Annotated in this window: 18 protein-coding genes; 6 read left to right on the forward strand and 12 right to left on the reverse strand. The window is 30.8% G+C overall.

All coding sequences use genetic code 11. The features are described 5' to 3' along the window. Positions 1 to 6 precede the first annotated feature (6 nt). Both ACQYZ7_RS06310 and ACQYZ7_RS06315 read left to right on the forward strand, forming a co-directional pair. A complete protein-coding gene (locus ACQYZ7_RS06310; protein ID WP_430728929.1) occupies positions 7 to 1,092 on the forward strand; it encodes an amidohydrolase family protein in 1,086 nt (361 codons plus the stop codon). Next, positions 1,093 to 2,196, forward strand: a complete 1,104-nt coding sequence (locus ACQYZ7_RS06315; protein WP_430728930.1) for a hypothetical protein — start codon at positions 1,093 to 1,095, stop codon at positions 2,194 to 2,196. Here the strand turns inward: ACQYZ7_RS06315 and ACQYZ7_RS06320 are convergent. From ACQYZ7_RS06320 to ACQYZ7_RS06335, 4 genes are all read right to left on the reverse strand, one after another. Next, complete coding sequence (locus tag ACQYZ7_RS06320) at positions 2,191 to 3,588, reverse strand: TolC family protein (protein ID WP_430728931.1); 1,398 nt, start codon at positions 3,586 to 3,588, stop codon at positions 2,191 to 2,193. The two genes, ACQYZ7_RS06315 and ACQYZ7_RS06320, sit on opposite strands and share 6 nt — an antisense overlap. 84 nt (positions 3,589 to 3,672) lie before the next feature. Beyond that, a complete protein-coding gene (locus ACQYZ7_RS06325) occupies positions 3,673 to 5,022 on the reverse strand; it encodes an HlyD family secretion protein (RefSeq protein WP_430728932.1) in 1,350 nt (449 codons plus the stop codon). A gap of 6 nt (positions 5,023 to 5,028) precedes the next feature. Then, entirely contained in the window at positions 5,029 to 6,699 is a 1,671-nt protein-coding gene (locus ACQYZ7_RS06330; protein ID WP_430728933.1) for a peptidase domain-containing ABC transporter, read from the reverse strand. After that, on the reverse strand, positions 6,683 to 7,369 hold the full coding sequence (locus tag ACQYZ7_RS06335) for a TetR/AcrR family transcriptional regulator (RefSeq protein WP_430728934.1): 687 nt from the start codon (positions 7,367 to 7,369) through the stop codon (positions 6,683 to 6,685). Before ACQYZ7_RS06335 ends, ACQYZ7_RS06330 begins: the two co-directional genes overlap by 17 nt. 197 nt (positions 7,370 to 7,566) lie before the next feature. On the opposite strand from ACQYZ7_RS06335, the gene ACQYZ7_RS06340 reads away from it, so the two are divergent. Further along, complete coding sequence (locus tag ACQYZ7_RS06340) at positions 7,567 to 9,105, forward strand: peptide MFS transporter (RefSeq protein WP_430728935.1); 1,539 nt, start codon at positions 7,567 to 7,569, stop codon at positions 9,103 to 9,105. A gap of 53 nt (positions 9,106 to 9,158) precedes the next feature. Here ACQYZ7_RS06340 and ACQYZ7_RS06345 read toward each other — a convergent pair whose 3' ends face one another. Genes ACQYZ7_RS06345 through rsfS form a run of 6 tightly spaced genes read right to left on the reverse strand, consistent with a single transcriptional unit; the run spans position 9,159 to position 13,800 of the window. Further along, positions 9,159 to 9,791, reverse strand: a complete 633-nt coding sequence (locus ACQYZ7_RS06345; protein WP_430728936.1) for a YceI family protein — start codon at positions 9,789 to 9,791, stop codon at positions 9,159 to 9,161. A 5-nt stretch (positions 9,792 to 9,796) separates the two neighbouring features. After that, positions 9,797 to 10,054, reverse strand: coding sequence for an acyl-CoA-binding protein (locus tag ACQYZ7_RS06350; protein WP_115900899.1), 258 nt, complete (start codon positions 10,052 to 10,054; stop codon positions 9,797 to 9,799). Positions 10,055 to 10,080: 26 nt separating this feature from the next. Beyond that, on the reverse strand, positions 10,081 to 10,875 hold the full coding sequence (locus ACQYZ7_RS06355; protein WP_430728937.1) for a phosphatidate cytidylyltransferase: 795 nt from the start codon (positions 10,873 to 10,875) through the stop codon (positions 10,081 to 10,083). A gap of 3 nt (positions 10,876 to 10,878) precedes the next feature. Beyond that, positions 10,879 to 11,469, reverse strand: a complete 591-nt coding sequence (locus ACQYZ7_RS06360) for a hypothetical protein (RefSeq protein WP_430728938.1) — start codon at positions 11,467 to 11,469, stop codon at positions 10,879 to 10,881. An 11-nt stretch (positions 11,470 to 11,480) separates the two neighbouring features. Beyond that, complete coding sequence (gene ftsH / locus ACQYZ7_RS06365) at positions 11,481 to 13,406, reverse strand: ATP-dependent zinc metalloprotease FtsH (protein ID WP_303506954.1); 1,926 nt, start codon at positions 13,404 to 13,406, stop codon at positions 11,481 to 11,483. Between the two features lie 25 nt (positions 13,407 to 13,431). Further along, positions 13,432 to 13,800 carry a ribosome silencing factor gene (gene rsfS, locus ACQYZ7_RS06370; RefSeq protein ID WP_047789323.1) on the reverse strand — a complete coding sequence of 123 codons (369 nt, stop codon included), beginning with the start codon at positions 13,798 to 13,800 and terminating at the stop codon, positions 13,432 to 13,434. Between the two features lie 86 nt (positions 13,801 to 13,886). Here rsfS and ACQYZ7_RS06375 point away from each other — a divergent pair, with 86 nt between their 5' ends. Continuing rightward, entirely contained in the window at positions 13,887 to 14,624 is a 738-nt protein-coding gene (locus tag ACQYZ7_RS06375) for a biotin--[acetyl-CoA-carboxylase] ligase (RefSeq protein ID WP_430728939.1), read from the forward strand. Here ACQYZ7_RS06375 and ACQYZ7_RS06380 read toward each other — a convergent pair. Together ACQYZ7_RS06380 and pyrE are read right to left on the reverse strand one after the other, a co-directional pair. Next, the gene (locus tag ACQYZ7_RS06380) at positions 14,619 to 15,008 is read right to left on the reverse strand and encodes an SRPBCC family protein (RefSeq protein WP_430728940.1); all 390 of its coding nucleotides are present in this window, start codon (positions 15,006 to 15,008) and stop codon (positions 14,619 to 14,621) included. The two genes, ACQYZ7_RS06375 and ACQYZ7_RS06380, sit on opposite strands and share 6 nt — an antisense overlap. A 10-nt stretch (positions 15,009 to 15,018) precedes the next feature. After that, a complete protein-coding gene (gene pyrE, locus ACQYZ7_RS06385; RefSeq protein ID WP_430728941.1) occupies positions 15,019 to 15,669 on the reverse strand; it encodes an orotate phosphoribosyltransferase in 651 nt (216 codons plus the stop codon). Between the two features lie 7 nt (positions 15,670 to 15,676). On the opposite strand from pyrE, the gene ACQYZ7_RS06390 reads away from it, so the two are divergent. Beyond that, complete coding sequence (locus ACQYZ7_RS06390; protein WP_430728942.1) at positions 15,677 to 16,297, forward strand: NUDIX domain-containing protein; 621 nt, start codon at positions 15,677 to 15,679, stop codon at positions 16,295 to 16,297. Between the two features lie 120 nt (positions 16,298 to 16,417). Then, positions 16,418 to 18,325 (forward strand): molecular chaperone DnaK, encoded by a 1,908-nt coding sequence (gene dnaK / locus ACQYZ7_RS06395; protein ID WP_430728943.1) that lies wholly within the window; start codon positions 16,418 to 16,420, stop codon positions 18,323 to 18,325. Positions 18,326 to 18,360 lie beyond the last annotated feature (35 nt).

Consider the following 18,360-nt stretch of genomic DNA (forward strand, 5'->3'; position numbering starts at 1 on the left):
AAGAAAATGACAAAACGCAAACTACGAATAAACGGACATTCACATTTACTGCCTTATCCAGAGCAGATTCCTCAGTTTATGAAAGATAAAGGAATTTTTTGGGTAGATAAGGATAGAAAGTTCATGTTGCAAAAAGATTGGAGTCGACCCGTAACAGACTCTAGTTTCTTTTTGGATGAAAAACTTGAATGGATGGACCATTTTAAAATTGACCATGCAGTTGTTTTGAATCTATCTCAATTATACGGAAACGGATTACGCTTAGAAGAAATGAAGCAAGCGTTACGTTTTCAAAATGATTTTAATGCACGTGTTCAACATGATAACCCAGGTAAGTTTACTTGTGGTTTTGTGGTACATCCAGGATTTGTTCGTGGAGCTTTATGGGAAATTGAGCGTTGTGTAGAGGTGTTAGGTATGCGTTTGTTGTGTTTACCAACACACTATATGGATACGATTGGAACTTGGCGTTGTATTTTTGATGAAGAAAATGAACCGATTTTTGAGTTGGCAGATAAATATAATTTAGCGGTTGAAATTCATCCGTATGATGGTGAAAAATTTATCAAACTACAAAATACTTCGTGGCGTTTCCATTTAATTTGGATGTTGGCACAGTGTGCAGATGCATATCACTTTTTAACATTGAATGGATATTATGAGAAGTATCCAAATATGCGAGTTTGTTTTGCTCATGGAGGTCAGTTAGCTCAAATGAATTTAGGACGCCGTATTCAAGGGTTTGACGGAAGACCTGATTTATTTGAGGGAAAAAGCCATCCAAGAAAAGCGGTAGGAAGTAAAAATATTTTCTTTGATACGTTGGTTCACGATACAGGATCTTTAGATTTGTTGATTAAAAACCAAGGTTCAAAACAAGTATTGATAGGGTTAGATGATCCATACCCGTTAGGAGAAATGGAAAGCGAAATTCAATCATCATACCCAGGGAAAATTCTTGATTTAGCTATTGACAGAGAAATTATTACTGAACAGGAGAAGGATGAAATGTGGGAAGATAATGTATTACAATGGTTATTTGGGGATGATAAAAAAGCAAAAAAAGATTTAGTTTCTAAAATCTTACAATAAATGGCTGAAGTAACACAGTTTCATAACTTATTACATACGTGTATTTCTTTTATTGGAGCTGTGTTGTTATTGGCAATATACTATAACATAAGGAAGCGGTTTAAAGAAGTTTTAGAAGAGGGAAACTCAATAAAAAGGGTTGATAAGGGCTTGCTTTACTTTAGCTTTGGAATGTTAGTGTGGGTTATTTCTGGTATTTGGGCACTCTCAGTAAATTACTTCACTTTTGAAAATACAATCACCCATCAAGTTGGAGTTAATATCCTATCAACAGTAAATAATTTATTTTGGTTGATGGCATTATATTATGTCTATGATGCACCCAAGTTTATTTACAGAAATGAAAAGAATGTAAAAATTATAGCACTTATAATTGTTGTTGTGGCTTCAATAACTTTGTTGTTCTCCTCTTTATATGGTAATAATTTCTATTATGGAGTAAAAATAGCAGCACTTCCTGATGTATTATTAACAACCTTTTTATGTTTCTTAATGGGAGTTTCCTTTTATAGGACTTTTATGTATAGAGATTTAAAATTAGTAGCTTTTATATCAGTTACAGTAATTGTTTTATTATTTGTATCTCAATTATCAGACGTTTTTATTGGTTTTGATAATGAGTTTACAAATCAACTAATAAGAGTTATAGCAAAAACATCGTTAGTGTCAGTTTTTTTAGTGTTAGCTACAAGCTGGGTAATACAATTAGCACATACGCCAAAACCCAATGAAATGAAAATTCAGTTTTTAGATTGGTCATTAATAAAACTAACCATTCCGTCTAAAGGAATAGTGAATGTTAAAATAGATTTTGGGTCAAAAACAACACAGTATAAAAACCTATTAGCGTTTGCCTATAGAAGAAAATTCTTAGATGCAGAAAAACAATCAATCATAGTAAATTCAGGAGGAGATATCAAAAGTCAAACATACGTTACAAGAATTATAGATAATATAAATTCAATTTTGAACCTAGAAGAAGAAAAATTAGAACGTAAAGATCTAATTACATTTATAGGTGAAAGTAAATACCGTTTGCGAATTCTTCCAGAGCATATAGTTATCGATGAAGCTTTGTTAGAGGAATATAAACTACAGTTATAAACTATTTAGTTTACCTAATAGCTTTATAAGTTTTCCTTTGGTTTTGGAATATTCATACTGATTTTCAATTTCTTTTAATTTACTTTCAATTAATTTTATTTCTCTGTAATTAATTAAGAAAATAGAACTTTCTCCCAAAGAAAATTTGCGCTCTTCACTTTTTACAATTGTATTGTAGTCGCTTACAAGATTTTTTAAAATATCATTTTGTTTTTTATATGATGTAATTTCTTGCTCAGTAGCAGTTATTTTGTTTTTTAAAGAGACTTTGGTTGATACAATTTCAAAGTCGATATCTTGTAGCTTTAATTTAGCAAGTTTTAAATCACCTCTTGATTTACGTAAAAAAAGAGGAATACTAACTTGAAGAGAATTTTTATAATTAGCAGTGCTAAAAGCATCAAAATTATCCACTTTTGAAGCAAGGAAATTATATTGAAAATCTACTTTAGGTAATAAGTTGTTTACTTTTAATTGTTTATTTATTTCTAAGTTTCTTTTCTTTAATTCCAGTAATTTTAATTTAGGGTGATTTTCAAACTCATCATCAAATAAGGTAGTTATTGAAGTGTTTAAAATAGTATCAATATTAGAAAAAGTAGTACTATCAGGAACTATTTCTTCTTTTACTTCCATAGGAATATTGTTTCCTATCCATAAGTAATTAGAGAGTTCTAGCTTAGATTTAATATATTTGACTTTCGCTTTTTCTAAGTCTAAATTTCTGTTTTTTAAATTAATATTAGCTTCTAAAGTGTCAATTGCAGGCTTGTCTCCTGCTCTAAAGCTTTTCTTTACGTTTTTTAACCTGATACCTGCATTAGTACAATAATCTCTATAAATATTATAACTTTGGTAGTACTGTAACCAGTTTAAGTATGTGTTAATTGCTTCAAATAAAATATCGTTAACTAGTAATTGCTGCTCTAATTTACCTTGTTGCGTGTATAGTTTAGCTTGTTTTAAAGTAGCCATTCTTTTATTAATGAATAAGTTTTTGGCCAAAGAAACTGATACACCAACATTGTATAATCCATTTTCAGGAGTGTTATGTTCAGGGTTTAAATACTGACCAGAGTTATTTTCATAACTACCTTTTAACTCTATTCCATACCAAGTTGGTATTTTAAAGGTTGAATTTAGCTTTTTGTAGTAATCTTTTCCTTTAAACTCCTTTCTGTCATAATCTACTTCTATTTTAGGATCAAAACCACCTCTAGCTTTTAATAGTTTAGCCTCATTGGTACTAGTAATAAGTTCAGCTTGCTTTATAACAGGATGATGTTTTTTTACATACCCTAAATACTCTTCTAAACTAAGTTGAGTACTTATATTGTTTTGAGCTGTTGTTACAACACTTAGTAATAAAAAAAGGATGTATAACCTTTTCATTTAGTTGTCTTTTTTAATTGTTAGATAGTCAGTGTGGTATTTTGACTTGTTTTTATTTGCTAAGAAGTTTATTACTCCTCTTTTTTAGTTTTTTTTGTCACCTCCTTTGTTACCTGGTTGATAAAAGTTGGGAGGGAAGCTATTAATCTGTCTCCATAACTCAAACCATATCGGTACATTTTCTAATAAGGCAATAGTTTTAGCACCAGAACCTACTCTAATGGCTTCTGGCCATGGTTCCTGTTTATTATTTGGTACAATTAAAACACGATACTTTCCATTGTTGCTAATAAAATTTTCGATGGCTACAATTTTAGCACTATACGTTCCGTACGATACATTAGGCCAACCACTAAAAACCATTGCTGGCCAACCATCAAACTGAACTCGAACTTCTTCACCAACATGTATTAATGGTAAGTCGATAGGTTGTATATACATTTCAACTGCTAAATCGTAATTTGCAGGCATAATGTTTACTAATTGCTCACCTTCCTTAAAAGTTTCTCCAATACCAGATTTTATAGTTTTGTTAATGTACCCATCTTGCGGAGCAGTAATGAATAACAAAGAACTTCGCTTACTATAATTAGCTAAACTAGTTTCTAATTTTGAAACCTGAACATCAGCTTCATAAGCACCAGATTGTGCACTATACAAGCTGCTTTCTGTTTTAGATAATTTATCAGCATAAGAAGCTTGTGTGCTACTAATAGCTAATTGAGCATTGATAATATTATTTTTAGAAGTAAAAAATTTATTCTCTTGAGAAATTAATTTAGCGGATAGTTCTTGAAGTTTAGCACTTTTTTCTTCAACATCTTTTACAGCTTTTAGTCCCTCTTTTTCTAGGGTAGAAGTTCTATCAAATTGAGTTTGAGCGATTTTCTGTTTTATTTTAATAGCTTCAAAATCAATACTGTCACTTTTTGCTTTTAAATAAGCTTGTTTTAATTTGTTTTTCGCTTGTTCTAGTTTGAGTTTACGCTCTTTTTTAATAGCTATAATTTGATTTTCTAAAGCATTAATTTTATTGTTATATGCTTTAGCAGATAGTGTTTTAGAATTTAACTGTTTACCAGTTCTTTCAGCAAGTTTAGTGTCAAAATAGCTACTTTTTATTTCTGAAATCCTTAAAATAGTATCTCCTTTCTTTACAAAATCTCCCTCTTGTACAAACCATTCTTCTATACGTCCAGGTATTTGAGATTGTAGTGTTTGTGGACGTTGATTAGGTTTTAACGTAGTAACATGTCCTTCGCTGGATACATTTTGAGTCCAAGGTAAAAACAAGATAATAATCAAGATAACGGAAAAGACTAGTAAAAACCTTTTAAATAATTTGTGGTACTCTTTTGTAAAAATGTCTTTTCCAGATTTGAATTTTGTGATATCTATTTGATCTGAAATGGTGTTTTTTGATATATTTAACATGATTACCTAGGATTTAAAGTTAGTTATACTACCTTTTTCAAGGGTAATTTGTTTGTTGCACTTCTTTTTCCAGTGTTCATTACGGCTTACAATAATTAAACTCCATGGTTGAGAAACATCAGTAATGAAATCAATTATCTTTTCAGCTTCATCTTTTTCAAACAAATCAAGCGGATCTTCCAAAATGAGAAGTTTTGGTTTTTTAATGATTGCTCTAGAAAGAATAATTTTTTTAGCTACTGTATAAGCAATAAGTTTCCCTTCAGGTTTTAAATAAGTGTCTAAACCTTTAGGTTGCTGTTTTAGAAACTCTGTTAGTCCTGTAATTTTAAAAATACTGTATATTTCCTCGTCAGTGATAGATGAATCTCCAAAGGTTATATTTTCTCTAATAGTTCCTTCAAAAGGAGTTTCTTCAGAAAGAGACAACCCTAAGTTAGCTCTATAATTATTAGTAAAAATGCCTTTTAATGATAAATCGTTTGCAAAAATATCTCCAGAAGTAGGTTCAATTAAACCAGAAATTAATTGAATTAAACTAGATTTTCCTGAGTTACTACTTCCTTGAATCAAAATCCTATCGTTAGGATTTATTTCAAAAGAAACGTTATTTATTACTGGTTTTGACCTATTATTTACAACATATGAAACATCTTGAAGTTCAATTTTAAAAGGTTTATCTTTATTGATACTACTACCTTCTTGTATTTCTATTGGTTTATCAATAACTTCTCCTAATTTCTCTATTGAAGTAAGTACATCGTAAAAAGATTCAAGTCCTAATATTAATTTCTCCACTGAATTCATAATAAGGATGATAATAATTTCAGCAGCGACAAACTGACCAATATTCATTTGCTGTGTAAGTACTAAAAAACCACCTATAAGTAATAAGCCAGCAGTAATAATTACTTTAAAACTTATCATTTGAATGTACTGCATAACAAGTATTTTAAAGTGACTTTCTCTAGATTTTAAATAATCATCTACTAGAATATCACTTTTTTCAAGAGCTAATTTTGTTTTTCCTGATAATTTAAAACTTATAATAGTTCTTGCAATTTCTTGTAGCCAGTGAGCTACTTTATATTTGTTTTTTGACTCTTTTAAACTTGTTTCTAACCCTTTCTTTGCTGTGTATTTAAAAACAACATAAATTAATAGTAAAACTAATAATCCGAAAATGATAAAAAATGGATGGTAAAATGAAAGGAGTAATAAAGCAAAAATAATTTGTAATAGAGCAGAAGGAGCATCTATCAATATTTTTGAAATACCTTTTTGAATAGTTAAAGTATCAAAAAAGCGATTAGCAAGCTCAGGAGGATAATAACTTCTTAGTTCAATCATTTTAATTTTAGGAAAACGATAGCTAAGCTCTATGGATGCTCTAGTGAAAATTCTTTGTTGAATAGTTTCAATTATTCTAAACTGCATTAGTTTTAGAATTCCACTAAATGCAACACCAGCGGTAACCAAAATAACTAATACAATCCAAGAAGCAGAAACTTGTGCTGCCTGTAATAAGTTTATAATAGCTTGTACCCCTAAAGGTAAAGATAAAGCAACAATACCTTCAAAAATAGCGTAATATGCTATTTGCAAGGTGTCTTTTTTCTCTAAATTTATTAAGCCCAAAAACCGTTGCCATGGAGTTAGTTTATTTTTCTCTTTCATTTGAAAGTACGTTTAAAGTTAATTCAATAAAAAAAGATGTAGTATTCGAGCCTTTATCACAATTAGTAAGTGATTTAAAATGCATTTTTATAAATTGCTGATGCAGAATACCTTCAATAATGGTGCTTGCAAGTGTTAGTGGATGTTTGTAAGAATTGTTGTAATTACTAATCATTTCAGCAAAACGTTTTACTACTTCTTTATATAATTTAAAGAATCCTTCCTTATTTTCAGTGTCAACTTCTTTTGTTGAGTATGATTTAGAGTTTTCATTGATTACAATTAGGCTAAGTAAAGCTTCATTAATATGTGAAAAGTTATTGTCTTGTTCCGTTTCTTTAGCAAGAACTTCAATAGCTTTAATTAATTTTTCTTTTGGATTATTTATACTATAAGTTTCTATTACTAATAAATATTGAATCCAACCCCAATACCAAGAAGTTAAGTAAACTAATAGTTTATGTTTGCTTTCAAAGTAGCGATATATAGAGCTTTCGTTAGAGCCTATTACCTTACCAAGTTTCTTAAAATTGAAATTTTCAAAACCAATTTCTTCAATTAATATGATACTATTTTCTATTATTCTTTTACCTAATTCAGAGGTCTCAGGGTCTTTTATATATATTCCTGAGGGTATTTCTATTTTTAGGTTCGATAGTAAATTTTTCATAATTAAAAATCAATTATGCAAATATAATAGTAATACTATCATAAAAGTGTTTAGTAATATTAAATTGAAGTTAATTTTCGTTTCCAAAGAGGTTACAAAAACTTACAAAAGCTTATTTTTTACTACAATTAACTACATGTCTTCTGATTTTACATGGCGAAAGATACATTCGCTTAAATTTAAAATTTATGGAACATATGGATTCAAGAACTGATGTTTTAGGGCATCCAAGAGGACTTTTGTATTTATTTTTTGCTGAACTATGGGAGCGTTTTTCTTTTTATGGAATGCGAGCATTACTGGTATTATACATGACTAAACATTTATTGTTTTCTGATGAAATGTCTTTTGGAGTGTATGCTGCATATATGTCGTTAGTATATGTCACCCCAATGATTGGCGGAATGCTAGCTGATAAAATTTTAGGGTTTAGAAAAGCTATTATTTTAGGAGGTGTATTAATGGCGCTAGGACACTTCTTTTTAACTTTTGAACATCCTATGTTTTTTTATGGATCACTGTCTCTAATTATTGTTGGTAATGGTTTTTTTAAACCTAATATATCTTCATTTGTAGGAAAATTATATACGGAAGGTGATAGTAGGAGAGATGCTGGGTTTACTATTTTCTATATGGGGATAAATATTGGTGGTGCAGTAGCTCCATTATTATGTGCATGGTTGGCAGAGTTGTATGGTTGGCATTATGGATTTGTTTTAGCAGGAATAGGAATGTTGTTAGGGTTGTTGGTGTTTAAAGGTGGACTTAAAAAAAATGTTTTTAAAGATGAAGGTTTGGTGCCAAATCAAAGGCTATATGAAGAAAAACAATTTGGTGTAAAAAAAGGAAACTTAGTAACAATCGCAGCACTTTTATCAGTACCTGTATTTGCATTGATAGTTTATTATCATGAGTTTGAACATTACTTGGTTTGGATTGTTTCGTTATTTCTAATATTGTTTTTGGTAAAGATTTTACGAACTGTAACTTCAAAAGAGCGTAAAAAACTTTCTGTAGCTATATTCTTTACCATTCTTTATACGTTGTTTGCAGCAATTTTTGAACAAGCAGGTAGTTCATTAACCTTGTTTGCAGATAGGAATGTTAATTTAGTAGGGATGAATGCTGCTCAAACAAATAGTATTAATTCAACTTTTATAATTCTTATGGCTATTCCATTCTCAATGCTTTGGGGGTATTTACATAGAATACATAAAAACCCGAATTCTGTTGTGAAGTTTGGATTGGGATTGTTGTTTTTAGGATTAGGTTTTATAACTTTTAGTCTGTCAGGCTACCAAGTTGATGATTTTGCGAAAACACCAATGGTGTATTTAATTTTAGGATATTTTATATTAACAACAGGAGAGTTATTTTTATCACCAATAGGGTTGTCTAAAATGACAGAGCTTTCACCAGTAAAATATATTGCCTTTATTATGGGGGTATGGTTTTCAGCAAACTTTTATGGTCATTTTTTTGCCGGAAAAATAGCTAACTTAACTACTGTTGTTAATGGAAGCTTAGGAGTGTTTTCAAAAGGTTTATTTGGGGAGGTAACCCAAGTGCTTACAGGTTTGTCTTCAAAAAATGTTATTGAGCAATCTGAAGTTTTTCATCAGTTATACTCATATGTTTCTGTATATGCTAATCTAGGAGTAGTTTCAGTAATGATAGGTTTATTGGTTATTATTTTTTATAAACCAGTAAAAAAATGGATGTTTGAAGTACATTAAAAATAAAAGCCTCAGAATAATTCTGAGGCTTTCAAATATATGTTAATCGGTTTTTATTTAAAAACAGATGTAATGTTTAAAGCTACTTCATCCCAAGTTTTAGAAACTCCATCAGCACCTTTATGTAAGTCTTTACACGCAGTGTTTAAAGATTCTAATGCTTTGTCAGCTTGCCAATCGGTAATTTTCATGGTTGTATTTAAACTAAATTCTTTACCATTTAAAGTATATTTAAAAGGAAGTTTTTTAGTTACACCATTCATAGTTAAGTTAGCATGACCAATAGAATCATTTTCTAAAATTAACTTACCAGAAAGTAATTCAGTTTTATCCATTACTCCGAAGAAAAACTTTTTAATTTTAAAGTCTCTGCTTGTGTCTTTTGTGAAAATACTACTTACAGGAATAGAAAATTCAGCATTGTTGATAGCATCTTTAGCTGTATCAGCTTCACCACCAGCAGTAATGTTTACTTTTTGAAATTGACCATTTACAGGTACTTTTTCAGTAGTTTTATAAGCTGTCCAGTTTATTAAGTTGTCAGCATCTTGCAATACAAATGCAGCTTTTTTTTCTGTTTTAATTTCTTCTTTTGTAGTTTCTGTCTCTTTTTTTGCTTCTGATTTACAAGATGTCATTTGAAAAGCTGTAAAACAGATAACTAAAGAATAAACGATTTTTTTCATGAGGTTTATTTTATGATTGAATTTACTAATTTAATATATTCTTTTTTTGCTTCTCGTTCGTTCATGCCTCTAAGTTGCATCCAAGCATTAAATTTAAAAGCATTTCGTAAGTCGCTATTGTCATTAAAAGTAAACCTATCTCCTTTTACCGCTTGTTTATAGTAAGCATATAAACGTAACATAAGATCAGGAGGAAGCTTTTCCTCTAGTTCGGATGCCTTTTGATAAGCTTCTTTAAACTTCAAATCTAAATCATCTTCCATAAGTGAGGTTTGTATGTGTAGATAGTTTACATAATGTAATGAATGTACAAATATACGAAGGGAGCAAGGAAAAACAAGCTATCTAGTCTATCTAATAAGCCTCCGTGACCTGGCATAATTGTACCGCTATCTTTCACATTTGCTTGTCTTTTAAACTTAGATTCTACTAAATCTCCTAAAGAACCCAAAATAGCAACTATAATAGCAATGATTACCCAGTCTAAAATTGAAAAAATTCCTGAGTATTGACCGATTATAAAACCAGCAATTATTGAAAATAACAAACCACCTATAAAACCTTCAATTGTTTTTTTAGGAGATACTTTTTTAAATAATTTTCGTTTACCAAAATTTTTACCAACTAAAAAAGCAAAACTATCATTAGTCCAAATAATAAAAATTATATAAATAATTATGTTTGGATGATAAGTATTTTCAATAAAGGGAAGGTTCATTAAGAAATAAAACGGTAATATCAAGTATATAACTTGTAAAAATAACTTTTGAGTTAAAGTGCCCGTTTTAATTAGCTTAGAGCTTATAAGTAAATATAGTAAGATAAGTGACCCGACTATAGTAAAACCGAATAAATAGTCGTTATACTTAAAAGCTGTACCTTGAAAGGAAATATAAGTAATACAGACTAAAAGAATATAAGGGATAATACTTTTAATTTGTGTAATTTTAGAAAACTCCCAGATACAAACAGTAGCAAAAAGAGCAAGCAGTCCTATATATGTTTCTGCTGAAAAAAGAATGGCAGAAATAAATAGAAAAGCATAAACAAGAGCAGAAAGGCTTCTTACAAAAAGGTTAGACATATTTTAAAGGTCTTCAAAGAGCAGCAAATATAAATCTTTTGTGTTATTATTACCATAACTCAAGAAATTATCATCTTCAACTTCAAACGTATAATTCTTAATAGAACTAATGTTGGTTGGTATATTACCGCTAAAATGTGTTTTAATACCTGTTAATCCTTCTCCTGTGTTTTTTACTAGCTGACTCGTAGTTGCATAAACAATAAAATGTTTAGAGAGAGAAGCTATTTTATGACTGCCTAATTGATTAGATGAAAATAAAATTTCTCCTTTATCAGCAATTAAATGTTCACAAGATGTAAAAAAAGGTACAGATTCTGAGGAATGGTTTTGTACAGAGATATCAATTTTTTCAGTAATCTTTAATAAATCAAAATCAGTACAAGTAACTTTACGCCAATTATTTTCTTGTAAGATGTTTTTTAAGTTATTACTTACTTCATTTATTGATGTACAGTATAAAAATTTTCCTCCTTTATTAATAAAATGATGAACAAAAGAATCATCTAAAGACAAATGAACTTCTTGTTCGTTGACTTTTTTTTCTTTAGATGATTCTTGATATGTTCTAAATAATTTTTTGAAAAAATTCATTAAAATAAAAACTATTCTTCTGTTGTAATTTCAGGTTTTTCCTTTTTACCAAAAGGCCTGTCTCCAAATATTTTTACTAAATCATCTTTAAATATAACTTCTTTTTCAAGTAATAAATCAGCTAATTCAGTTAATTTATCTCTGTTTTGATCTAGTAAATCAACAGCTCTTTTATATTGATTTTCTATTATTTCAGAAATTTCTTCATCAATTTTTTGTGCAGTTGCTTCACTGTACGGCTTTACAAAGGAATCATTACCTGAAGAATCATAGTAAGTAACGTTTCCTACTTTGTCATTTAAACCATAAACAGTAACCATAGCTCGAGCTTGTTTAGTAACCTTCTCTAAATCACTTAACGCTCCAGTTGAGATTTTATTGAAAATTAATTTTTCAGCAGCTCTACCTCCCATGGTAGCACACATTTCATCAAGCATTTGTTCTGTTTGAACAATTTTTCTCTCTTCAGGAAGATACCAAGCAGCACCTAATGATTGACCACGAGGAACAATAGTTACCTTAACTAAAGGAGCAGCGTGTTCTAACATCCAACTAACGGTTGCATGACCAGCTTCATGAAAAGCAATTACTTTCTTTTCTTTAGGAGTGATAACTTTATTTTTCTTTTCTAACCCGCCTACAATTCTATCAACAGCATCTAAAAAGTCTTGATGCTCAATAGCCTCTTTACCTTTTCTGGCAGCAATTAAGGCAGCTTCGTTACATAAGTTGGCAATATCTGCACCTGAGAATCCAGGTGTTTGTTGTGCTAAAAATTCTAAATCGGCATTTGCAGCTAATTTTAAAGGTTTAATATGAACCTCAAAAATTTCTCTACGCTCATGTAAATCTGGTAAGTCAACATAAATTTGACGATCAAAACGACCAGCACGCATTAATGCTTTATCTAATACATCTGCACGGTTGGTAGCAGCTAACACAATTACATTAGTGTCAGTACCAAAGCCATCCATTTCAGTAAGTAATTGGTTTAAGGTATTCTCACGTTCATCATTACCACCGGTCATGCTATTTTTACCTCTAGCACGTCCAATAGCATCAATTTCATCAATAAATATAATAGAAGGTGACTTTTGTTGCGCTTGTTTAAATAAGTCACGCACACGAGAAGCTCCAACCCCTACAAACATTTCAACAAAATCTGAACCAGATAAAGAGAAAAAAGGTACACCAGCTTCACCAGCAACAGCTTTAGCTAATAAGGTTTTACCCGTTCCTGGAGGTCCTACTAATAAAGCTCCCTTAGGAATTTTACCACCTAATTTTGTGTATTTTTCAGGGCTCTTTAAGAAGTCTACAATTTCTTGAACTTCTTCTTTAGCACCTTCTAAACCAGCTACATTTTTAAAGGTAGTTTTAACCTTAGTGTTTTCGTCAAAAAGTTTAGCCTTAGACTTACCGATGTTAAAGATTTGCCCTCCAGCACCGCCACCCCCAGCAGCTCCAGACATTCTTCTCATAAAGAAAAGCCAAATAACAATAAGTAAAATGAAAGGAAGGAAGCTAATGATAGTATCCATCATGCTAGTTCTTTCCACATTTACTTTATCGAAATCAAGGTTTTTATTTTCTTTTTCTTTGTTGATTTCGTTTTCAAAATTTTGCAAATCACCAAAGTTATAAGTGTATAAAGGTGAGCCTTTTCTATAAAAAGGAGAGTCTGCTAGTTTTTTATGTTCTTCTTTTTTTTCTGCTTCAGGCTTTAAAAATATTTGAGCAACATTGTTGTTTTCTACAACGATTTCTTTAATGTCGTTTGCTTGAAGAATTTTAGTAAACTCGTTTTTTGTAATATTACGAGAACCTAAGTTACCAGAATTAAAAAAGCTTAATCCTAATAAAATAACTATTATTGGTATGTATAGCCAAAACGAGTTAAAACTAAATTTTGGCGCGTTTTTTTTATTATCACTCATAAAAAGGTGTATAAAATGTTAGCAATTATGCTGGGTTGATTTCTGTAATTTTTGCATCTCCCCAAAGGCTTTCAATGTCGTAAAATTCACGAACTTGTTTTTGAAAGATGTGTACAACAACGTTTACGTAATCCATAAGAACCCATTCAGAGTTTCCTTGCCCTTCAATATGCCAAGGTTTATCTTTTAGTTCCTTACTTACTATTTTTTGTACAGAGCCCGAAATGGCATTAACTTGTGTGTTCGAGTTAGCAGAACAAACTACAAAATAATCACAAACAGTGTTTTCTATCTCTCTTAAATCTAGTAATTGGATATCCTCTCCTTTTACATCATCAATCCCTTTAATAATCACAGCTAAAAGATCGTCTGTGTTTGTTTGTTTTATTGTCATTAAAAAAAATTAAGTTTTAGCAAAGTTATTATTTTTTTGCGAGTAATTTATGTAATATTGATACTTGTTTTACACGCAAAATCTACATGAAAATAATCAAACTTAATGCCATCGACTCTACCAACACCTTTTTAAAGAATATGGTGTCAAAAGTGGTAGTTGATGATTTTACGGTAGTGGTTGCAAAAACACAAACCAAAGGGAGGGGACAAATGAACTCTGAATGGGTTGTAGAAGAAGGAAAGAACCTTACTTTTAGTGTGTTTTCTAGGTTTATAGACTTAAAAGTGGAGAATCATAAATATTTGAATTTTTGCGTTTCACTGAGTGTTTTTCAAGCTTTAGAAGCGTTGGGATTACCAAATTTGTCGGTAAAATGGCCAAACGACATTCTGTCAGGGAATAAAAAGCTAGGAGGTATATTAATTGAAAATATCCTGAAAGGGAGTAATATAGTGTCTTCCGTAATAGGAATTGGGATTAATGTAAATCAAAATTCATTTCCTAATAACTTACCCAATGCGTCTTCTGCAAAAAAGATTTTAGAAAGAGAATTTGACTTGGATGTGTTATTAGAAAATCTTTTAAAGAATCTAAAAGGGTATTTTAATCTCTTAGAAAGAAAAGAATATAATTTACTAGAAGAAGCTTACTTAAAAGTGTTGTATAAAAAAAATGTTCCAACAATGTTTAAAAACAGCCAGAACATTTTATTTATGGGTAAAATTATTGGAGTTTCAAAAAGCGGAAATCTCCAAATAGAATTAGAAAACGAAACGATTCAAGAGTTTGGTTTGAAAGAAGTTTCGTTCGCTACTTTATAGCTTTTCTAAATTTTCAGTAAGAGTGCCAATAAATTTAGTTAAAGGTGCTTTAACCATCATAGCCATCATTGCATTAAACTCACCGTTGAATTTTAAAGTAACTTGACTTTCATTGTCACTAACTTCACTAATGTCAGAAGCTAAGGTAAAAGGTAATTTACTACTTGCAGCCCCTAAAGTAACATTAGAGTATTCAGTTTTTTCTTTCATTACTAAACGAATTTCTGGCATACCTTTTAAGCCAAAAATAAAACTATCACCGTCAACCTCAAATTTTTGAGTATTTTCAGGCATTAGTTGTTCAAAGTTTTCTAATTTGGTTAGAAATTCAAATAAATCTTTAGATGATTTTTTTACAGTAACTGTATTTCCTTCTATATTCATTATTGTGCTGTTATTTATCGTTTTGATTCCATTCACTAGGAGCAATTCTCCAATCTTCTAAAGTTCGAAGTTCTTCACTAGTAATATATTTACTATCTAAAGCTTGTTCTAATAAATGTTCGTAATTACTTAAAGTAGTAAGTTCTACTTTATCATTGTTAAAATTCTCTGTAGCAATATTAAATCCATAAGAAAAAATAGCAATCATTCCTTTTACATTGGCATGAACTTCTTTCAATGCTTTTACAGCATTTAAACTACTTTTACCAGTGCTAATTAAATCCTCAATTACTACTACGTTTTGACCGCTTTCTATATGTCCTTCAATTTGGTTTTGTCTACCATGTTTTTTAGGTTCAGGTCTAACATATACAAAAGGCACTCCTAATTCTTGAGCAACTAGTATACCAATAGCAATGGCACCAGTAGCAACTCCTGCAATAACATCAGGTTTACCATGTTTTTCTTCTACTAGTTTAGCAATTTCTTGTTTTAAAAAGTTTCTAACGGGAGGGTACGATAATGTGATTCTATTATCACAATAAATAGGTGATTTCCAGCCAGAAGCCCATGTAAAAGGTTCTTGGGGGCTTAATTTTATAGCCTTAATTTGCAAAAGAAGCTCGGCAGTTTTTTTTGCTGTATCTTTGTTAAAATCCATAGCGCAAATGTATAAAGTTTTTGTTAATGATAAACCAATAATCTATACAACTTCAATAAAAAATGAAGAAGATTTTCCAGTTTATATTTACAAAAATACAATTATTGAAGAACTTATTTACAAGTTAAAAGTAGGTAAATTAAGCGGTGTTTATATCTACTCTAATAATTTAATAGAAGATTGGTTAGACTTTAAACTTAAATTTAAAGTAATTACAGCAGGAGGAGGGTTAGTTTTAAATGAAAGCAAAAAAGTACTGTTTATTTATAGAGGAAATAAATGGGATTTACCTAAAGGACGTGTTGAAGAAGGAGAAGGATTAGAAGAAGCAGCTATTAGAGAAGTAGAAGAAGAATGTGGTATAGAAAAACTAGTTATTAAACAAAAACTACTTGTTACCTATCATTTATTTATGCAGCAAAACGAATATCGTTTAAAAGAAACACACTGGTATTTAATGTATTCTAATTATAAAGGGGTTTTGACCCCTCAATTAGACGAAGGGATTACTAAAGCTGTATTTAAAGACGAAAAAACCACAAATAAAGCGTTACAAAATACATTTGCTAACATAAAAATGGTATATGAATCCTATTTAGAAACGTTTAAAAATGACACACTGTCATAAAAAACGACTTGTTTTACATCTTTTCCTGTCAAAATTTAGGCAAAAAACCAATGGCATACAGTTTGACTAATACTACTCGTAAAATTGAATTTAAAACTTTTAAAAAGATAAATAAAAATTATGAGTAAAATTATAGGTATAGATTTAGGTACTACGAACTCATGTGTGTCTGTAATGGAAGGTAATGAGCCAGTAGTAATTCCAAATGCAGAAGGAAAAAGAACAACACCTTCTATTGTAGCATTTGTTGAAGGAGGCGAACGTAAAGTAGGAGATCCTGCAAAGCGTCAAGCAGTAACTAACCCAACTAAAACAGTTTACTCTATTAAACGTTTTATGGGAAATAAATATTCTGAGTCTGAAAGAGAAGCAGGAAGAGTTCCTTACAATGTTGTAAAAGGTGACAACGATACACCAAGAGTAAAGATTGATGATCGTATGTACACGCCTCAAGAAATTTCTGCAATGATATTACAGAAAATGAAGAAAACTGCTGAAGACTATTTAGGTCAAGGAGTTTCTGAAGCGGTAATTACTGTACCAGCATACTTTAACGATGCGCAACGTCAAGCAACTAAAGAAGCAGGTGAAATTGCTGGGTTAAAAGTTCGTCGTATTATTAACGAACCAACTGCAGCAGCTCTAGCTTATGGATTAGATAAAGCAAATGATGATAAGAAGATTGTAGTATTTGACTTTGGTGGAGGTACACATGATGTTTCTATTTTAGAATTAGGAGATGGAGTATTTGAAGTGTTAGCTACTGATGGTGATACACACTTAGGAGGTGATGATGTTGATGAGAAAATCATTAATTGGTTAGCAGATGAGTTTAATGCTGAAGAAAAAATGGATTTACGTAAAGATCCTATGGCATTACAACGTTTAAAAGAAGCTGCTGAAAAAGCTAAAATTGAATTATCAAGCACAACTTCTACAGAGATTAACTTACCATATATCACTGCAACTGCTAGTGGACCAAAACACTTGGTAAGAACTTTAAGTAGAGCTAAGTTTGAGCAGTTAATTGATGATTTAGTAAAAAGAACTATCAAGCCATGTCAAACAGCATTAAAGAATGCTGACTTATCAACATCTGATATTGATGAAGTAATTTTAGTAGGAGGTTCAACTCGTATTCCTGCAATTCAAGAAGCAGTTGAGAAGTTCTTTGGAAAAGCACCAAGTAAAGGTGTAAACCCAGACGAGGTTGTATCGTTAGGAGCAGCAATTCAAGGAGGAGTGTTAACAGGTGATGTAAAAGACGTATTATTATTAGACGTAACACCTTTATCATTAGGAATTGAAACAATGGGTAATGTATTTACAAAGTTAATCGATGCAAATACAACCATTCCAACTAAAAAGTCGCAAGTATTCTCTACAGCAGTAGATAATCAACCATCGGTAGATATTCACGTATTACAAGGTGAAAGAGCAATGGCGGCAGATAACAAAACAATTGGTCGTTTCCAGTTAACTGATATTCCACCAGCACAAAGAGGAGTTCCTCAAATTGAAGTAACTTTTGATATTGATGCAAACGGAATTATTAAAGTATCTGCAGTAGATAAAGCAACTGGTAAGTCACAAGATATCCGTATTGAAGCTTCTTCAGGATTATCTGATGAAGAAATTCAAAAGATGAAACAAGAAGCTGAAGCAAACGCTGATGCTGATAAGAAAGCAAAAGAAACTGCTGAGAAAGTTAACGGAGCAGACTCTATGATTTTCCAAACAGAAAAGCAATTAAAAGAATTTGGTGACAAATTATCAGCCGATAAAAAAGAACCAATTGAAGCTGCTTTAGAAGAGTTAAAGAAAGCACACGAATCTAAAGATCTTGATGCTATCGATGTTGCAATGGAAAAAATTAATGAAGCTTGGAAAGTTGCTTCTGAAGAAATGTATAAAGCACAACAAGATGCACAAGCTAACGGAGCTGGTGCTCAAGGTGGTGCAGATGCAGGAGCTTCATCAGAAGGAGGAGATAATGTAGAAGATGTAGACTTCGAAGAAGTAAAATAATTTGAAGTTTATTTCAAACTAAAATAAAGCAAAAA

The sequence above is a fragment of the Tenacibaculum sp. SDUM215027 genome, assembly GCF_050566205.1.
In the GTDB taxonomy this organism is placed as follows: Bacteria; Bacteroidota; Bacteroidia; order Flavobacteriales; family Flavobacteriaceae; genus Polaribacter.